Annotated in this window: 14 protein-coding genes; 4 read left to right on the forward strand and 10 right to left on the reverse strand. The window is 64.4% G+C overall.

Annotated features, from left to right (window positions below; genetic code table 11):
* Positions 1-391: 391 nt before the first annotated feature.
* The 9 genes from HZB53_06810 to HZB53_06850 form a co-directional block, all read right to left on the reverse strand.
* Positions 392-850, reverse strand: a complete 459-nt coding sequence (locus HZB53_06810; protein MBI5877342.1) for a nucleic acid-binding protein — start codon at positions 848-850, stop codon at positions 392-394.
* On the reverse strand, positions 847-1,248 hold the full coding sequence (locus HZB53_06815) for a hypothetical protein (protein ID MBI5877343.1): 402 nt from the start codon (positions 1,246-1,248) through the stop codon (positions 847-849). Before HZB53_06815 ends, HZB53_06810 begins: the two co-directional genes overlap by 4 nt.
* Positions 1,245-2,006 carry a TIGR04255 family protein gene (locus HZB53_06820; protein ID MBI5877344.1) on the reverse strand — a complete coding sequence of 254 codons (762 nt, stop codon included), beginning with the start codon at positions 2,004-2,006 and terminating at the stop codon, positions 1,245-1,247. Before HZB53_06820 ends, HZB53_06815 begins: the two co-directional genes overlap by 4 nt.
* 376 nt (positions 2,007-2,382) lie before the next feature.
* The gene (locus tag HZB53_06825; GenBank protein MBI5877345.1) at positions 2,383-2,982 is read right to left on the reverse strand and encodes an isoprenylcysteine carboxylmethyltransferase family protein; all 600 of its coding nucleotides are present in this window, start codon (positions 2,980-2,982) and stop codon (positions 2,383-2,385) included.
* A gap of 148 nt (positions 2,983-3,130) precedes the next feature.
* Positions 3,131-4,213, reverse strand: a complete 1,083-nt coding sequence (locus tag HZB53_06830; protein ID MBI5877346.1) for a DegT/DnrJ/EryC1/StrS family aminotransferase — start codon at positions 4,211-4,213, stop codon at positions 3,131-3,133.
* Between the two features lie 75 nt (positions 4,214-4,288).
* Positions 4,289-5,296 carry an NAD-dependent epimerase/dehydratase family protein gene (locus HZB53_06835; protein MBI5877347.1) on the reverse strand — a complete coding sequence of 336 codons (1,008 nt, stop codon included), beginning with the start codon at positions 5,294-5,296 and terminating at the stop codon, positions 4,289-4,291.
* 82 nt (positions 5,297-5,378) lie between these two features.
* Complete coding sequence (locus HZB53_06840; protein ID MBI5877348.1) at positions 5,379-6,479, reverse strand: DegT/DnrJ/EryC1/StrS family aminotransferase; 1,101 nt, start codon at positions 6,477-6,479, stop codon at positions 5,379-5,381.
* A complete protein-coding gene (locus tag HZB53_06845) occupies positions 6,460-7,080 on the reverse strand; it encodes a transferase (protein ID MBI5877349.1) in 621 nt (206 codons plus the stop codon). Before HZB53_06845 ends, HZB53_06840 begins: the two co-directional genes overlap by 20 nt.
* Before the next feature lie 37 nt (positions 7,081-7,117).
* Positions 7,118-8,131, reverse strand: coding sequence for a Gfo/Idh/MocA family oxidoreductase (locus HZB53_06850; GenBank protein MBI5877350.1), 1,014 nt, complete (start codon positions 8,129-8,131; stop codon positions 7,118-7,120).
* Positions 8,132-8,399: 268 nt separating this feature from the next.
* On the opposite strand from HZB53_06850, the gene HZB53_06855 reads away from it, so the two are divergent.
* On the forward strand, positions 8,400-10,394 hold the full coding sequence (locus tag HZB53_06855) for a hypothetical protein (GenBank protein MBI5877351.1): 1,995 nt from the start codon (positions 8,400-8,402) through the stop codon (positions 10,392-10,394).
* Positions 10,395-10,404: 10 nt separating this feature from the next.
* Here HZB53_06855 and HZB53_06860 read toward each other — a convergent pair whose 3' ends face one another.
* Positions 10,405-11,130 carry a hypothetical protein gene (locus HZB53_06860; protein MBI5877352.1) on the reverse strand — a complete coding sequence of 242 codons (726 nt, stop codon included), beginning with the start codon at positions 11,128-11,130 and terminating at the stop codon, positions 10,405-10,407.
* Positions 11,131-11,577: 447 nt separating this feature from the next.
* Here HZB53_06860 and HZB53_06865 point away from each other — a divergent pair, with 447 nt between their 5' ends.
* From HZB53_06865 to HZB53_06875, 3 genes are read left to right on the forward strand one after another with little or no spacing between them, the layout of a single operon-like run.
* Positions 11,578-13,506 carry a DUF2029 domain-containing protein gene (locus tag HZB53_06865; protein ID MBI5877353.1) on the forward strand — a complete coding sequence of 643 codons (1,929 nt, stop codon included), beginning with the start codon at positions 11,578-11,580 and terminating at the stop codon, positions 13,504-13,506.
* Entirely contained in the window at positions 13,499-14,221 is a 723-nt protein-coding gene (locus HZB53_06870; protein MBI5877354.1) for a polyprenol monophosphomannose synthase, read from the forward strand. The genes HZB53_06865 and HZB53_06870 overlap by 8 nt, the downstream gene beginning before the upstream one ends.
* Positions 14,222-14,237: 16 nt before the next feature.
* Positions 14,238-16,370: a DUF2029 domain-containing protein gene (locus HZB53_06875; GenBank protein ID MBI5877355.1), complete on the forward strand. Its 2,133-nt coding sequence runs from the start codon at positions 14,238-14,240 to the stop codon at positions 16,368-16,370.
* The last annotated feature ends 13 nt before the right edge of the window (positions 16,371-16,383 follow it).

Raw genomic sequence — 16,383 nt, forward strand, 5'->3', positions numbered from 1 at the left:
TCGGCGTTGGCTCGATACCAAGCGCTTCCAACTGACACGCTTTCTCCGGTTCATCCGGCGCGAACTGGAAGCGATCTATGGCGTCGTCAACGTCATTCACGCTACCGTCGCCCCGCGCTTATGAATTTTGGATCTACTGAGCCTATCAGTTTACCGCAGAATGGCGGGAAAGCGGGAGTGAAGTGGCGGGCTACATCATGGACATGTTTCAGAATGGGGCATCTGCGGCGTGAACTCACTTTCGCCACAACATGAATGCAGTCAGAACTGAAGCCAAATCGATGGTACGGTGGTGTGAGCGCTAACCGCTCTCTCACTATGTCCAACAAGTGCACTCGCCGTCAATTTGGCATGCTGCTCTTGGTGAACGAATTGCCGCATCGAAAGGTGGTCAATGGACATCTTTCCAAAGTTGTGCCAGAACAAACCTTTCTAAATGCCTGACATTCGTCGTCGCAACCACGACTTGGTCATCTTCGTTCGCGATAGGAGCGAGCCGCGCTTGTGCCGCCAAAATAACATCGGCATCTAGCACTCGATCATCGGCAGTTGGGAGCCCGCGCTGGCGTGCTTCGGCCCAAAGCTGAGCCGCCAGAAGCATAATAGGTGTTGTCAACCCCTGATAGGCGATCACGCGCTTTAGATCATCTAGCCGCTTGATGCCCGCGCTTTTTCGGGCGCGCATCAATTCGCGGCGCACTTCGTAGTCTGCAATTTCGGGGACTACTACGTGGATGCGCCTTGTCAACAATGCTTCCAGCCACCTGGCGCAAGCCTCATTATCCGACCCAGCACGCGGATTAGTAACCATACCCAATGGGCCTGCGTCAAGGAAAACGATTAGGCTCATGGAAAAAGTTTTCGATCAGAGAGACGATCCTGATCCAGAGACAGTTGCAGGAATTCCCAAGTATCACGCTGTTCGTTTTCATCACCCTCTTGCCACAACCGAAGGAGGCGGATAGCGGCGTCAAAATCAATGGATTCTGTTGTCATATCTCTTGAGATTTCACCACGCATTTTTCGGGCGCGGTTGATAGTTTCAGATGATATGACCCATTCATCTTCAGGCGAGATTCGCTGATGTAACTGACGACTGTACCGCTCGTCAAACAAGGCGGTTCCGCTATCGGCTACATCAAATGTCTGCGCCTCGGGCGTGGGACTAACGGAACTCAGCAGGTGGTACAGCCACGTATTCAAAGGGCTTGATGCCGAATTGTCGGCATAGATGGTTGCTACGCTCATTTGTCTCCAGTTAGCAATTGCTCTAGTTTCGGAGTCATTGAGGTAGCGAACACTTGCCAAATAGCATCGTGCAGTACATTGATTATTGGGGCAATAGTGTCTACTGTCGGACTCATCTCCTTCTCGATGATGGAATCTAAGTCAAGTATGATATCGGCACCCGATTGGTCTGATCTCGCTATCTCACCAACCGTGACTACTAGGCGTCTATTAGTCTCTGGTGAAGCTTCGACGCGTGCAAAGAAGCCAGACATTGACGACAAGATGGCCCCGGGCACATAGTCGTTTGCTTTCAGCCAGTCGCCTAATGTTTGACCCGGACCACTGCGCTCGATGCGATTAATGTATCTCAGACCTACCCGCGTGATCATCGCCGGTGATACGATGCGGCTCACCCGTTCCCATCCGTCTAGAACATCTCGACTCATTTGATCCCAACCGTCATAGCGTGGCAGAACATTGACCGTGAGAATAGTCGCTGACAACTGCAGCAAGAGGTTGCGGTTTGCATGCCGATAACGCATTCGCGGTTGCGGTTGAGATACTTCTTGCCCTACGCCTTTCGCGCCGACCTGGAAACGAAATCCAACTTGCATAAGAGGCTCTAACTCCGGAAAGTCTTGCTGGATTTGCTTGAATACCTCTCCGAATAGCGTCGGTTTCCATTCCACATTTTCTGGCAGGCGGAAGTGTATCTCGCACAATGCTTCCTGTATCGTGGGATTAGTGAATGTAGGATGCGGATTTGCTGTGTTCATAATGCCCCCTGCTATTCATTATACGACATGACACAACCAAAGAAGAGATACGGCATCCGCGTTCGCCGGCCTTGCATTTCTTGATCGAGCGTCAAGTCGCACTAGCTATTGCACGCTTGCTTCTCGTGCTAGGATGCGCCTCCCTTCACAAAGTATCGACGCGATTATACTAGTGCGCGGGCTTCGAGGCAATGTTGCTGTGCAAGCAGAGCGGTTGGCTTGAAACAAGCGTGGAGATATCCTGGATTCTCGCATGGCCTCCGCCAACTGCTCAACGGCCACCTCATCCATCTCCGTCTACAGCGGTAGCGAGAAGAAGCGCCTGGTCAGCTGCTCGGAGACGGGTACGCACCCAAGACCGGCTTCCTGCCTGTGCCTACGGCCTCAGCCGCGGCAGCATCGCGCCAGTCGTCCGGCGGTAGGCTTCGTATGCCGGGCCGAACACCTTGATCAGGTTGGCCTCCTCCTTCGGGATGACCACGAAGCGGAAGGCGACGACCCCGACCAATGCCAGGCCAAGCAGGAGCCCGCTATCTGCCAGTGCACTCAGCGCGAAGAGCGCCAGCAATGCGAAGGTGTAGAGCGGGTGGCGGATCCAGCGGTAGGGGCCAATGGTCACCAGTTGGTGCGTCTGTTTGGTGAGCACGGTCTCGGAGATGTTCTTGCCGATGCTGCGGAAGACCCACACGATCAGCGGGAGGCAGGCGAAGCCGGCGAAAGCCGCCGCCCAGCGCGCCCAGAGGGGCAGGGAAAGTCTCGCCCAGTCCAGCCAGCTCGGCGCAAACACGTACAGCAGTATGACAAACAGGAGCGGCACCGCCAGGCAGAGACGCAGGAGCAGTGCCAGCCCGCCTTCAGCGCGGCGGGGGATGGTGCCGCCCTCGGCGCGCGCCTTGCGGCGATAGTAGCCGGAGACAATTATCATCGCCGCGAAGATGAACGCGAACATCGCCCGAAAGAGCAGTTCCGTGTCCATTTGTTCTCTATATCCTCCGCCGCCTGTCCCTGGCAGCACGCGGCAATCTCAAGAACGAAACATGCAGAATAGCGGGGGTATTCGATTGGGTATTCTTCGCTATGTTCCGCGGCTGAGGGTTTGGTCTTGCACTGCTCGCATTTCACAATCACTTAAACGCTCGTATCGCCTCCGCGACCTGCCCGATGACCGCCTCATCCATCTCCGGGTAGAGCGGCAGGGAGAAGATGCGTCCGGCCAGTTGCTCGGAAACGGGGAACGCGCCCCAGTCCATGTCCGTGTATGCTTCCTGCTGGTGCGCCGGGATTGGATAGTGGATCAGCGTCTCGATGCCGCGCGCCTTGAGGTGCGCGCGCAGCGCGTCACGCTGCGGCGACTCAATCACATAGAGGTGATAGACCGCTTCGCGTCCGGCCGGGCGCGGCGGCTTCACGATCGTGTCGGGCAGGGCGCGGTCGTATGCGGCAGCCAGGGCGCGGCGGCGTGCGTTCCACGCGTCGAGGTGGCGCAGCTTGACGCGCAGGATCGCCGCCTGCATCTCGTCGAGCCGCGAGTTGAGCCCGCGCAGGACACTGTGGTCGCGCGTGCGCCAGCCGTACTGGCGCAACAACCGCAGCCGGTCGGCCAGCGCATCATCGTTCGTTGTGATCAGCCCGCCGTCGCCGTACGCGCCGAGGTTCTTCGTCGGGTAGAACGAGAAGCAGCCGAGGTCACCGATGCCGCCGACGCGCCGCCCGTTATAGGTCGCACCGTGCGCCTGCGCCGCGTCTTCGATGACGCGCAGGTTGTGCCGCCGCGCGATAGCACTGATCGGATCGAGGTCGGCGGGCGCCCCGTACAGGTGCACCGGCACAACCGCGCGCGTGCGCGCCGTGATCGCGGCCTCGAACGCCATCGGGTCGAGCGAGCGTGTAGCGTCCACGTCGGCCAGCACCGGCCGCGCACCGGTCTGCTCGATTGCGGCGATCGTCGCGATCGCCGTATTCGGCACCGTGATGACTTCGTCGCCGGGGCCGATGCCGCAGGCGAGCAGGGCGATATGGATCGCCTCGGTGCCTGACCCGACGCCAACGCCGTGCTTCGCGCCACAGTACGCGGCAAACTCGCGCTCGAACGCCTCGACCTGTGTGCCGAGGATATAGCGGCCGGATGCGAACACGTCGCGAATCGCCGCATCGATTTCGGGCTGGATCGCGGCGTACTGCGCTTTGAGGTCGAGAAAGGGGATCATTAGTAGTCAGATGTCAGTAGCCGGTAGTCAGAACAGAGTGAACAGTGAACGGTGAACAGTAGGGTCTGCTACTGCTCACTGTTCACATTCTCCCCAGTAATCGGCCTTGTGTTTCGTGTAGTATGCCACCATCCGCTCCAGGCCGGTGCGCAGCGGCGTCTTCGCGCGCCAACCGGTGGCGGCGCGGAACTTACTCGCGTCGGCGCGGTAGTCGCCAATGTCGATCGCCTTCTTCTCCGCCGGGAACGGCACGCTGCGGAGCTTCGCCTGCGGGCAGAGTTCGCACAGCAGTTGCGCAATCGCCTTGAGCGTGACCGGCTCGCCGCCGCCGAGGTTGTATACCTCGCCGCTGGTCTGCTCGCCCGCGGCTGCCAGCAGGAACGCATTCACGACATCGTCGACGTAGTCGAGGTCGCGCGTCTGCCCGCCGCCGCCGAACAGCTTGATCGTTTCGCCGTCCAGCGCCTGGCGCACGAACCACGCGATGAACCCCTGCCGATTGTGGCGCATCAGCATGCGCGGGCCGTACGTGTTCGTGAGCCGCAGGATAGTCGCGTGCAGGCCGTGGGCGCGCGCGTAGACGAGGTGCAGGTGCTCGGCGGCCAGTTTGTGCGCGCCGTTCACGTCGGTCGGGTGCGCCGGGTGCTTCTCGTCGACCGGCAGATACTGCGGCTTGCCGTACACTTGCCGCGTCCCGGCGTACACGATCTTCGCAGCCGGGTTGATCGCGCGTACCGTCTCCAGCAGGGCGATGTGCGCCGTGACGTTGGCGCGCTCGTCGTCCAGCGGCGCGCGCATCGAGTCGATATGACTGACGTTGCCGGCGAGGTTGAAGATGGCGTCGCGTCCGGCCACCATCCACGCCAGCTTCTCCATCTCGGCCAGGTCGAACGTCTCGGCGCGTACGCGGGGGCGGATACCGGCGAGATTTGCCCAGTTGCCACCGCACTCCGGGTGCAGGCTGTCCACCAGTGCGACGTCAGCGCCCAGCCCGACAAGCCGGTGCGCGAGGTTGCTGCCGATGAAGCCGAGCCCGCCGGTGATCAGGACGCGCTTGCCGCGCCATGCGGTGCGTGTGGTCATGGTTGGGGGCATGGTAGGGGCGAAGCAGTTTGCGCCGACAGCAACGGCAGAATGGCACGCCAATGCGCAAAATGCTTCGCCCCTACATCAAAACATCTTTCAACGCATCCACGACGGTCTGCATCTGCGCCTCGGTCATCTCGGAATACATCGGCAGCGAAAGCTCGGTGCGCGCCAGTTCCTCGGCCACCGGGAAATCGCCTTCTTTGTACCCGAGGTGCGCGTAGGCCGGTTGCATGTGCAGCGGGATCGGGTAGTGGATGCCGGTCTCGACCCCCTTCGCCTTCAACTGCTTCGCCACCTCATCGCGGCGGGCGAGCCGCACGGCGTAGATGTGATAGACCGCGCGCACATACTCCGGCTCGTACGGCGTGACGAGGTCCAGCCCGGCGAGCAGTTCATTGTAGCGGCGCACATGCGCGCGCCGCGCGTCGTTCCACGCTTCGAGGTGCGGCAGCTTGGCGCGCAGGATCGCCGCCTGCAGCGAGTCGAGCCGGTAGCCGAAGCCGATCTTGGCGTGCGTGTACTTCTCGGTGCGGCCGTGGTCGGCCATCATGCGCGCGCGGGCGGCGAACTCGTCGTCATTGGTCACGATCGCGCCGGCGTCGCCGTACGCGCCGAGGTTCTTGCCCGGGTAGAACGAGAAGATCGCCGCGTGGCCCAGGTTGCCGATGCGCGTGCCGCGGTACTCCGCGCCGTGCGCCTGCGCCGCGTCTTCCAGCACAAACAGGTTGTGCTTCTTCGCAATGGCGAGAATCTCGTCCATTTCCGCCGGCTGCCCGTACAGGTGCACCGGCATGATGACCTTGGTGCGCGGCGTGATCGCCGCTTCCAGCTTGCGCGGATCGAGGTTGTACGTGCGCGGGTCGATGTCGAGCAGGACCGGCTTCGCGCCCATATACACGATCGGCTCGGCGCTGGCGGTGAACGTCATCGTGGTCGTGATGACCTCGTCGCCGTGTTCCACGCCGGCCAGCATCAGCGCCAGGTGGATCGCCGCCGTGCCGGAGGCCATGCCGATGCTGTGCTTCGCCTTGCAGAACGCCGCGAACTCGCGCTCGAACGCGCGCACTTCCTCGCCCTGGATGAACTGCGTCTTGGCGATCACGCGCGCGATGGCGTCGTCGATCTCCGGCTTGATGGAGGCGTACTGCGCCTTGAGGTCAACCAGCGGGATGCTCATACGCGTCAATGTCCTTGATCCATTTCACGATGCGGGCCGGATTGCCGGCCACGACCGCGCCCGGCGGCACGTCATCCACCACGACCGCGCCCGCGCCGACCAGCGCATCCGCGCCGATCGTGATGCCGGGCAGCAGCGTGGCGTTCGCGCCGATCTTGGCGCGCGCCATGATGTGCGCGCCGCGCAGCTCCTCTTTGACGTTCGGCGAGCGCGGGTAGCGGGCGTTGGTCACGACCACATGCGGTCCCAGCCAGCACTCTTCTTCGAGGATGGAGTACTCCGGCACGAACACCCCGGAATGCAGGCGCACACCGCGCTTGATGACGACGTGGTGCTCGACAATCGTGTGCGAGCCGATGCTGACATCGTCGCCGATCTCATTCTCCTCGCGGATGAGCGCGCCGTGGCCGGTCTGGAAGCCGTCGCCGATCAGGTTGCCCGCGTAGATGACCGTGTGCGAGCGGATGTTCGCACGCGCGCCGATCAGCGTCGGCAGCTCGCCCTGCTCGCGCCCGCGCGGCGGCTCGCCGATCACGACATAGTCGCCGACGATAGCGCCAGCGCCGAGGATAACATTAGGGTACAGATGGTAGGTTGTCATTCAATGGGGAGGGAACGGGCGACGGCCAGCGTCACCCCTACAAGCGCACCGCCTCGCCGTTGCGTTCCAGCGAGTGCTGGGCCGCTTCGAGCACGCGCACGGTGCGCAGCCCGTTCGCGCCGTCGGTGCGCGGCGGCTTGCCGCTGCGGATGCAGTCGACGAAGTGCGCGCATTCGTTGGCCAGCGGCTCGGTCATGTCGATCTTCGGGATGTGGATGTCGCCGCTGTGCACCCGCACCTGGTACTCGCCGTAGTTCGGGTCGCCCTTGCGGTAGGCGCCTTTGTCGTAAATCTTGATCTTGCCCTCGTTGTCCACGTCGTCGTACACGATCATCTTGTCGCTGCCGACGACGGTCATGCGCCGCACCTTGCCGGGGTCCAGCCACGAGGCGTGCACGTGCGCCATGATGCCGCCCGGGAACGTCATGACCATGAAGATGACGTCCTCGACGCCGTTGTGCAGGTAAGACGCGCCGCGCGCGCTCACCTCCAGCGGCATCGTCTCCAGCAGGTGCAGCACGATCGACACGTCATGCGGCGCGATGCTCCACAGCGCGTTGATGTCGCTCTGCACGCGCCCGAGGTTGACGCGGTTGGCGTAAATGTAGTAGACCTGCCCGATCTGGCCGGCGGCGACCAGTTCCTTCATCTTCCAGACGGCCGGGTTGTACTCGAACGTGTGACCGACCATCAGCGTGCGCCCGCGCGCGGTCGCCAGCTCCGCCAGTTCGGCCGCCTCGGCGCTGCTCATGGCCAGCGGTTTCTCGACGAGCACGTGCTTGCCAGCCAGCAGCGCCTGCTTCGCCAGCGCGTAGTGGGTGCGGGCGGGCGTGGCGATGGCGACGCCGTCGATGGCCGGGTCGGCCAGCACGGCATCCACATTTGCGACCGCCTGGGCTTGCGCATAGAATACGGCCAGTTCGCGCGCACGGGCGATATCGGCGTCGCACAGCGCGGCCAGTCGCGCGGTTTTAAGCTGGTTGAAGTTGCGCGCGAGGTTCGGGCCCCAGTAGCCGCACCCGATGAGCGCGATGTTAGTCCGATCTGCCATAGCGTGAAAAGTGTAGCATATATTAACCCAATCTACCAACGGTCATGCGCGTAAGGCCGAAAGAATTATCCACGAAGAGACACGAAGGAACACAAAGAGGAAGCTCAAAAGAACTTCGTGTTTCTTTGTGTTCCTTCGTGGACAAGAGCCCTTATCCGCGAATAACGCGAATGAACGCGAACAAAACCTTCGCGGTCTATGAACTAGTTCAGCGCATTTTGTTTGCTTGGTGCTTCTTCGTGTTCCTTCGTGGATAATCCCGCTTACCGTGCCTGAAACTACCCGCACCGCCTCGCTTCGCTGGCTGCTCGCCCTCGTCTTCATTGCCCTGGCGGCGATGACGCTCGCCTACCAGAAGACTGAGCCATACCGCATCGCTATTGCCGTGCATAGCGACGACACGCTGCTCGAAGGCTTTCATGCGCCGGAAGGCAAGGGCGCCAACGTCTATCGCTGGACGGAGGGGCGTGCTGATGCGCGCTTCCCTAACCTCTTCCCCGGCCAGCCGGTGCGGTTGGTCCTGCGGCTGGCGGCGCCGCGCTCGTTCAGTTCCGCTCCGGTGCCGGTCATCGTGCGCGTCAATGACGAGCCGCTGGCGACGCTGGAGATCGGCCCGACGCCGTCCGAGTATGCGTTCGACCTGGATGCCGGCGTGACCGGTGCCGGCGGCAACCTGCACGTGACGCTCGCGACGACGCCGTACTCCGCGCCCAACGATGGCCGTGAGCTCGGCGTGATGGTCAGCCGCCTCGATGTGCTCCCGTTGGGCGCGCCGCCGTTCCCGCCCGCCGTGCCGATCGCGCTGACACTGGCGGCCGGCAGTGTGCTCGTCGCGGCCTGGCAGCGGCGGCTGGCGGTGCCGGAGCGTGTCGCCCGCATCGTCGATCTAAGCCTGATCGTCGCCGCCGTGTTCGCCTTCTTTGCGGCGCGGGTGGTCGCGGCCCCGCCGAGCGCACGCGTGCTGTTCACGCTGCTCGTCGCGTTTGCGGCCACCGAGGCCGCCGCACGACTGGGGCGCTTCGCGGGCGACTTGCGCGCGTATCGCCGCGCGTCCGCGCTTTTCCTCGTTGCCTTCGCGCTGCGCATGCTGATCGCCACCGCACCGGGCGACGAGTCCAACTTCATCGCCTTCAAGGCGATGCTCGATCAGGCGACCCGCTACGGCATCGATCAGATCTACGGGCTTGATCCCGTGTATGGCGCGTACCCGCCGTTCCATCACGTCCATCTCTGGATCGTTGGCCTGATCTACCGGGCTTTTGTCTCGCCCGACCTGTACGCGGGCAGCCTGACGCTCAACTACCTGATCAAGATGCCGACCATCGTGTACGACATGGCGATCACGGTGCTCGTCATGGCCTATGTGGCGCGGCAGCGCGATGCGCGCGTGGCGTGGTGGGCGGGCGCGGCGGTTGCGCTGAATCCGGCGATCATCTATATCTCGGCGTACAACGGCCAGTTTGGCGACCCAATCTACGCGTTCTATGTGACGCTGGCAGTTGTCGGCCTGCTGACCCGCAACCCGCTCGGCCTCGGTATCGGCACGGCGCTAGCCGTGCTGACCAAGCCGCAGTCATCGGCGTTCGCGCCGTTTCTGGCGCTGTGCATGCTCTGCCAGTTGGGGCGCGGCCGCGCCGCGCGGCGTCCGATCGTGCGCACGTTGGCCGCCGGCGCGGTCGTGTCGGCGCTCGTGCTCGCGCCGTTTGCGCTGGCCGGCACGCTGCCCGATTTGATGCACACGGTCTCGACCACGATCGGACACGGCCCGCGCATATCGGCCAACGCGTTCAACATCTGGTGGCTGGCCGGCTGGGGCGATGCGTGGAACGTCAACGACACGCTGCCGCTGATTGGGCCGCTATCGTATCGCGTCGTCAGCCTGGCGCTCTTCTTTGGCCTGGCGTATGGCTGGATCGCATGGCGCACCTGGCGAACGCGCTCGGCGGGCGGGCTGGCGCTGATTGCCGGCTTCGTAGGGCTGGCGTTCTTCGTGCTGCCCACGGAAATCCACGAGAACTACCTGTTCCCGACGTTCCCGCTGCTGGCCGTGCTGGCGGCGCACGACCGGCGCGCGTGGTGGCTGAGCGGGGTGTTGGCGGTCAGCGGGTTCCTCAACAACGCCATGATCGACCAGACGCTGATGGTACCGCTATACGCCGCCGTTCCAATCGCGCAGGCCGTATGGTTCCCGCTGAGCATCGCGCTGTCGCTCGTGCAGACAGGCGTGCTCATGCTGTGGGCATGGTGGCTGCGCAAAGCGTGAGGTCGTGCCGTCAGTCGCGGTGCGTCAGCACGAACACGAGCGCGGTGGCGAGCACCAACCACGGCAGCACGCCGCCCGTTATCAGCCGGTCAACCGCAAACCCCGCACCGATCAGGATGGCGACGGCTGTTGATGCCAGCCATGCCATGCGCGGCGATGAGCGTGTGCGCGCCGTCGCATAGAGCAGACCGGTCACAGCCAACCCCCAGAACGTGGGAAGTGCCGCGGGCAATGCTGGCGCAAAGTTTATCGGTTGGTCGAGCCGCATGTCGTAGATGGCGATACCCAGTGTGCGCAGGTCGCTCGGCGTGCTGAACGTATCGGCATCGATCGCCAACATTAGGTCGCCCAATGGGCAGAGAACGTCGGGCGGTATGTCGATCGCCACCGTCTGCACACCGCCCCCCACGGTGTACGTTTGAAGCAGCCGCCCGTTGGCTGACACGCGCACGGTGGGCAGCGGCGTCCCACCCGGGCGCGGGCTGTTCCATGTAACGTGCAGCATGCGTGCCTGGATGCCCGTGCTGGGGAACCAGGCCGTGGCTTCTTTATCGGTCCAGCGGTATGGCCGCCCGCTGCGCACGCCCTCAAGATCGTGGAACCCCGTCAGCATCACGCGCGCATGTGTCCACCCGGCGCTCCATGGTACTTGGGACGCGGACGCGAAGACGATCAGCGCCAACAGCAGGACGCTGGCCATGCCGAAACGATCAGTGCGGGATGGAATGGTGGACATGCACATGCCTTCGCGGGCCGGCCGATTGCATCCGGGACAGCCGTTGAGCGTATAATGGCGTGGCTCCCTCTCGCGGTGTGCTGTGGACCGCAGCGAGCGAGCCTCATATGAACTGCCTGCCGATTATCGCTCACTATTGTACGGCGCAAATGCGCCTGCCGGCAAACACCACCGGCGCGCAGGTGTATTTCAGTTCCGGGGCGAAGTTGGCAGAAACGCTTGGACAACAACACGTCATGCCCGTTGTCCGCTGGCTACCCGCCAGCGGACGCTTAACGGTCAGCGGCGGGAAGCCGCTGACCAGCGCGGGCATCCAGAGGTGTTGCCCCTGGACCCCCGCCTTCGCGGGAGTGACGTCTTGTAGTGCTCAGGTGCTGGTTCGCCCCCAATTTGAAATTTCCCGGCGCGCGCCCGGAACCTGTCATGTCGCGCGCTGATCTAACCTCAATGGCTGCCCGATTGCGCCTAGCGCTCGGGCTGGCGCTGCTCGCTGTCGTCGCGCTCTTCCCGGCGTATTACCGCCAGCCCGCCGTGTACGATCTGGCGACGCCGGGCGTTGCGTTCGACGGTCTGCACGCGCCGGAGCGCAGCAACGGCCGCGAGTTTCGCTGGACTGAAGCGCAGACACACATCCGCTTCGCCGGGATCGGGCGCGGGGTGTACCGGCTGACGCTGGCATTGAGCGGGCCGCGCCCGGCCGGCATTCCAACACCGGTTGTCCATGTCGCCGTCAATGGTGTGTCGCTTGGCGAGTTCCAGACCACACGCGCCGTGCAGGACATCGTGCTTGACCTGCCACCGGAAGCTATCGGCGCTGACGGCGATGTCGAGATCACGCTCGCGTCGGAAACGTTTGTGCCAGCCAGCGATTTGCGCACGCTCGGCGCGGCGCTGTATGGCGTGCAGCTGTCGCCGGCGGGCGGCATGCTGTGGCCGCCGGCATGGGTGTTGCTCTGGTGCGTGCTGGCCGCGTGGGGGGTGTATGGCGTGGCGCACGTCACCAGACTCGCCAACCCGCTCGCCGCATGGCTGGCGGGCGGCGCGGTTGTCGTCGCGTTCGCGCTGGCCGTGGCGCTTGTGCGTGTGTGGGTCGCCGTGTGGTCGCCGGTTGCGGCATGGGCGGCGCTCACGGTATATGCCGGATCGCGCATCCGGCAGCGCACCGGCTGGCGCGAGACGCTCGCTGCGTTGGCTGTCGGCCTGTCGCTGGTGAACTATGCCGCGACCTGTCTCGACCTCCTGCGCACCAGCCGCTTTACCGACGTGACGACGATGTTCGAGGCGGCGCAAAAGCTGGCGGCGGGACTCGATCCGTACGACTACACAATCGTGCGCGAGAACCCGCTCTACGCGCACTCGTACGTCTACCCGCCGGCGTTCGCACAGGCACTGGCGCTGTTCCTGCCGCTCGGCCTGCACGGCGCGATCGTGGCATGGGCCGCGCTGAACATGCTGCTGTACGTGGCGGTCGTGATCGGCTTGCTGCGCGCCTTCGGGTTGGCGTGGCGTTCGCCCGGCTTCTATGCCTTCCTGCTGGCCGCCTTCAACTACCGGCCGGTGATTGACACGCTCTCCGGTGGTCAGCTGGATGTGCTGATACTTGCGCTGCTGCTGGTTGCGCTGGTGTGGGCGCAGCGCGGCGGACTGGTGCGCGCCGGCGCGGCCGTTGCGGTGGCGGGCCTGACGAAGCTCCACCCGCTCGCACTCGGCCTGTTCTTCCTACTGCGTGCGCGCTGGCGCGGTCTGATCGGCATGGCGCTCGCCACGGTGGCGATCGTCGCGCTTTCGGCGCTGCTCGCGCCGCCGGGTCTCTATGTGCGCTACGTTACCGAGGTGTTGCCGGGGCGCGGCGGCGAGAACACCGGCAATCCGGAGAACCAATCGGTGGGCGGCTTCATTTACCGGTTGAACGGGGTGCTGTGGAACGACGCGCCGGCGCCCGGCCAGGCCGATGTGTTGAAGTGGCCGTCGTACGCCGTCAGCGGCGCGCTTGTTGCCGTCACGCTCGGCGTCATGGGCTTCAGCGCGCTCAAACGGCGCGGCGGCACGTCCCATCAGCGCGACGCCGCGCAGTTCGCGGCGACGATCGTGCTGATGCTGCTCGTCCTGCCGACCTCATGGATGCATTACGAAACGCAGGCTTTGCTGCCGTTGGCCGTTGTGTTATCCTACGCCCTTGCGACACGCTCGCGCGGCCTGCTGCTGCTGTGGGGCGCGGCGGTTGCGCTGACCGCGCCGGCCAACCAGGAGATCTTTCGCAGCGGCGATTTCGACGCCTGGCCGCTGGTGCTGGCGCAATCGTATAAGCTGTATGGCATGTTGCTGTTGTGGGGCGGGCTGATCTGGATGCAGGTGCGAAAGGACGCCGATGCCTAAGGTGATGGTGATGGTGCCAACCTACAACGAGCGCGACAATATCGAGGCGCTCATCACGCAGATCCTGGCGCAGCCGCTCGACGCGGAGATTGTCGTCGTGGACGACAACTCGCCGGACGGCACCGGCGCGCTGGTCGACGCATTCGCCGCCCGCGAGCCGCGCATTCATCCGCTGCATCGCCGCACTGAGCGCGGGCGCGCCAGCGCCGGCATCGCGGGCTTCAAGTTCGCGCTGGCCCGACCCGACGTGTCACTGGTCGTCGAGATGGACGCCGACTTTTCGCACGACCCGGCGCACCTGCCTGCACTGGTCGCGGCGGCAAGCGAGGCCGACGTGGCGATCGGCTCGCGCTACGTGCCGGGTGGGAAGCAGGTCAACTGCACGCCGCGCAATGTCCTCTTCAGTCGCGTCATCAACCTCGTCAACTGGTTCGTGCTCGGCGTGCACGTACACGACGCCAGCGGCGGGTACAAGTGCTACCGGCGCAAGGCGCTGGAGACGATCGACCTCGAGCACTACGTCGCGCGCGCCTACTCGGTCGGCGTCGAGACGCTGCTGAAGTGCCAGAAGCACGGCTTCACGTTCAAGGAAATCCCCATCACGTTCGTCAACCGGCGGCTCGGCCAGTCCAAGGCGAACCTGAAGGTGCTGGTCGAGTATCCCACCTCGGTCGTCAAGCTCTGGTGGCGCAATCTGCTGGGGCGGGTGCGCTGAGCGCGCCCGTGCGGACATGCTGCGCCGCCTGCCGTTCATCCTCTTCTGTGTTGCGCTGATCGCGTTCGCGGCGGCGTTTCAGTCGCCGCGGCGCGTCGAGTTGGCCGTCGGCGCGGAAGACGCCGCGCCGTTCCTCGCCAACTTCTACGACGCCGAGCGCGGCTACCGCTGGACGCAGGCGCACTCCACGATCTGGTTGAGCGGGCTGGGCGGCGGCAACCAAGCGTGGCACGGTGCAATTCGCCTGAGCGGGTCGCGCCCGGGCGCCAGTGCAGGCCCGTCGCTCACAATCTCGCTCAACGGCGCGCCGGCCGTGTCGGCCATCGCAGCGAACGCCGAGCGCGAATACGCCTTCGACATCGCGCCGGGACAATTGGGCGTGAACGGCGATGCGCGCATCGATATCGAGTCGCAGACGTTCACGCCTACCAATGACCCGCGTGAACTCGGCGTGCGCGTCTTCGATCTCTGGCTGGAGCCCCAGGGCGGCTTCGCGCTGCCGTCGCTCAAGCTGCTGTTGATGGCATTGTCGCTGGCCGGTGCGTTCACGATCGCCAGTGCGGCCGCCACGCCGTCATTGCCCTATGCCGCGCGGCGAAACCGCGCCGACGCGCCTCCGGCGCGTGGCATAGGGAGGCGCGGAGGCGGTTTTGGCCGACGAAGCAATCTGATTCTCCAGGGTGATGAGATTGCTTCGTCGCAAACGGCGCTCCTCGCAATGACAGAACGTGTGCTTCAGCTTTCGGGGCCCTTCCTATGGTTCGCCACATTGGTATGGGCCGTCGTTGCCGTCGCTGTGCTGGCCGACCGGGCAGCGGCAGGGTGGTGGCTGTCGCTGGCGTGGCTCGCGGCGCTCGCGTTGGGCCTGGCCGCCGGGCTCGTGGGGTGGATCGCGCCGCGTGCGGCGCTGGGCTCGCACCGCTGGCGATTTGCGCTGCTCCTGTTCGCTGCCGCCGCGCTGGTGCGGCTTGTGCTCGGCCTCGGACGCGGCTACGAGGGCGATGTCGAAATTTACCTGTCGCTGGCCTGGAAGACCGTTACCTACGGCATTCATTCAGCGTACATTACTCTTGGCGAGGTGCCTCCGCCGAACACGCCGCCGTTCTTGCTGTATCCGTTTGCCGTCGTCGGCTGGCTGTACCGCGAACTGTTCTCACCGCTCTTCCCCCCGACCTGGCTCAACGATCCGGCGCTGCTGCGCTTTCTCATGCGCTGGCCCACGCTGCTGGCCGACCTGGTCGCCGGCGCGCTTATCCTGCGCGCGACATTTCGCGCGGATGACCGTCGCTGGTGGCTGCCGGTTACGCTGTATTTGTTCAACCCCGCGCTGATCTTCGACTCGGCGTACTGGGGGCAGACGGCGGCGATCCACGCGCTCTGGATGCTGCTCGCAGTCATGGCCTCGGCGCGCCGCTGGCCGGGCTGGGCCGGCGCGGCGCTGTCGCTGGCGCTGACGACCAAGCCGCAGGCACTGGCGATTGCGCCGCTGCCTGCACTCAATGCCTGGCGCGATCGCGGTCTGCTGCGTTTCGCGGCGGCCGGCCTGCTGGCCTGGCTTGTGGTCGTCGCGCCGTTCCTCGCGGCCGGCATGCTCGGCGGCGTGATTGCGCAGTACACACAGACGGCGCAGTATCACCCGTACCTGTCGGTCAACGCGCACAATCTCTGGTGGCTGCTCACGGCCGGGCAGGGCTGGCAGCCGGACACCAACGGGCTTGCAGGCGTACCGTTCCGCATCTGGGGCTTTGCGTTGTTCGGGCTGGCGACCCTGCTGTCGGTTGCGGTGACGTGGCGCAACCGCGCGTCACTGGACTTGGCGGCCGCCTACCAGTCGCTGGCGTTCTTTATGCTGCTGTCGCAGATTCACGAAAACCATGCGTTGCCGCTGTTTGCGCCGCTGGCGCTGGCGTGCGCGGGCGGGCGCGCATCGTGGCGGCTGTACGGGGCGCTGGCGCTCACGGCGCTGGCCAACATGGCGCTCCACGACCCGGCGCTGGTGCAGGCGTTCGGCTTTCCCGGCGAGGAGATCTACGGCGGCCCGGGGCTGGCCGCGCCCCGGCTGATCAATGCGGCTGTGCAAACCGCGCTGTTTGGCTGGATGACAATCGACATGCTGAGTGCGTTGAGGGGTGCGCGCAAGCCTGCGTGAAACACACCATAGG

Source organism: Chloroflexota bacterium (genome assembly GCA_016235055.1).
GTDB lineage: Bacteria > Chloroflexota > Anaerolineae > JACRMK01 > JACRMK01 > JACRMK01.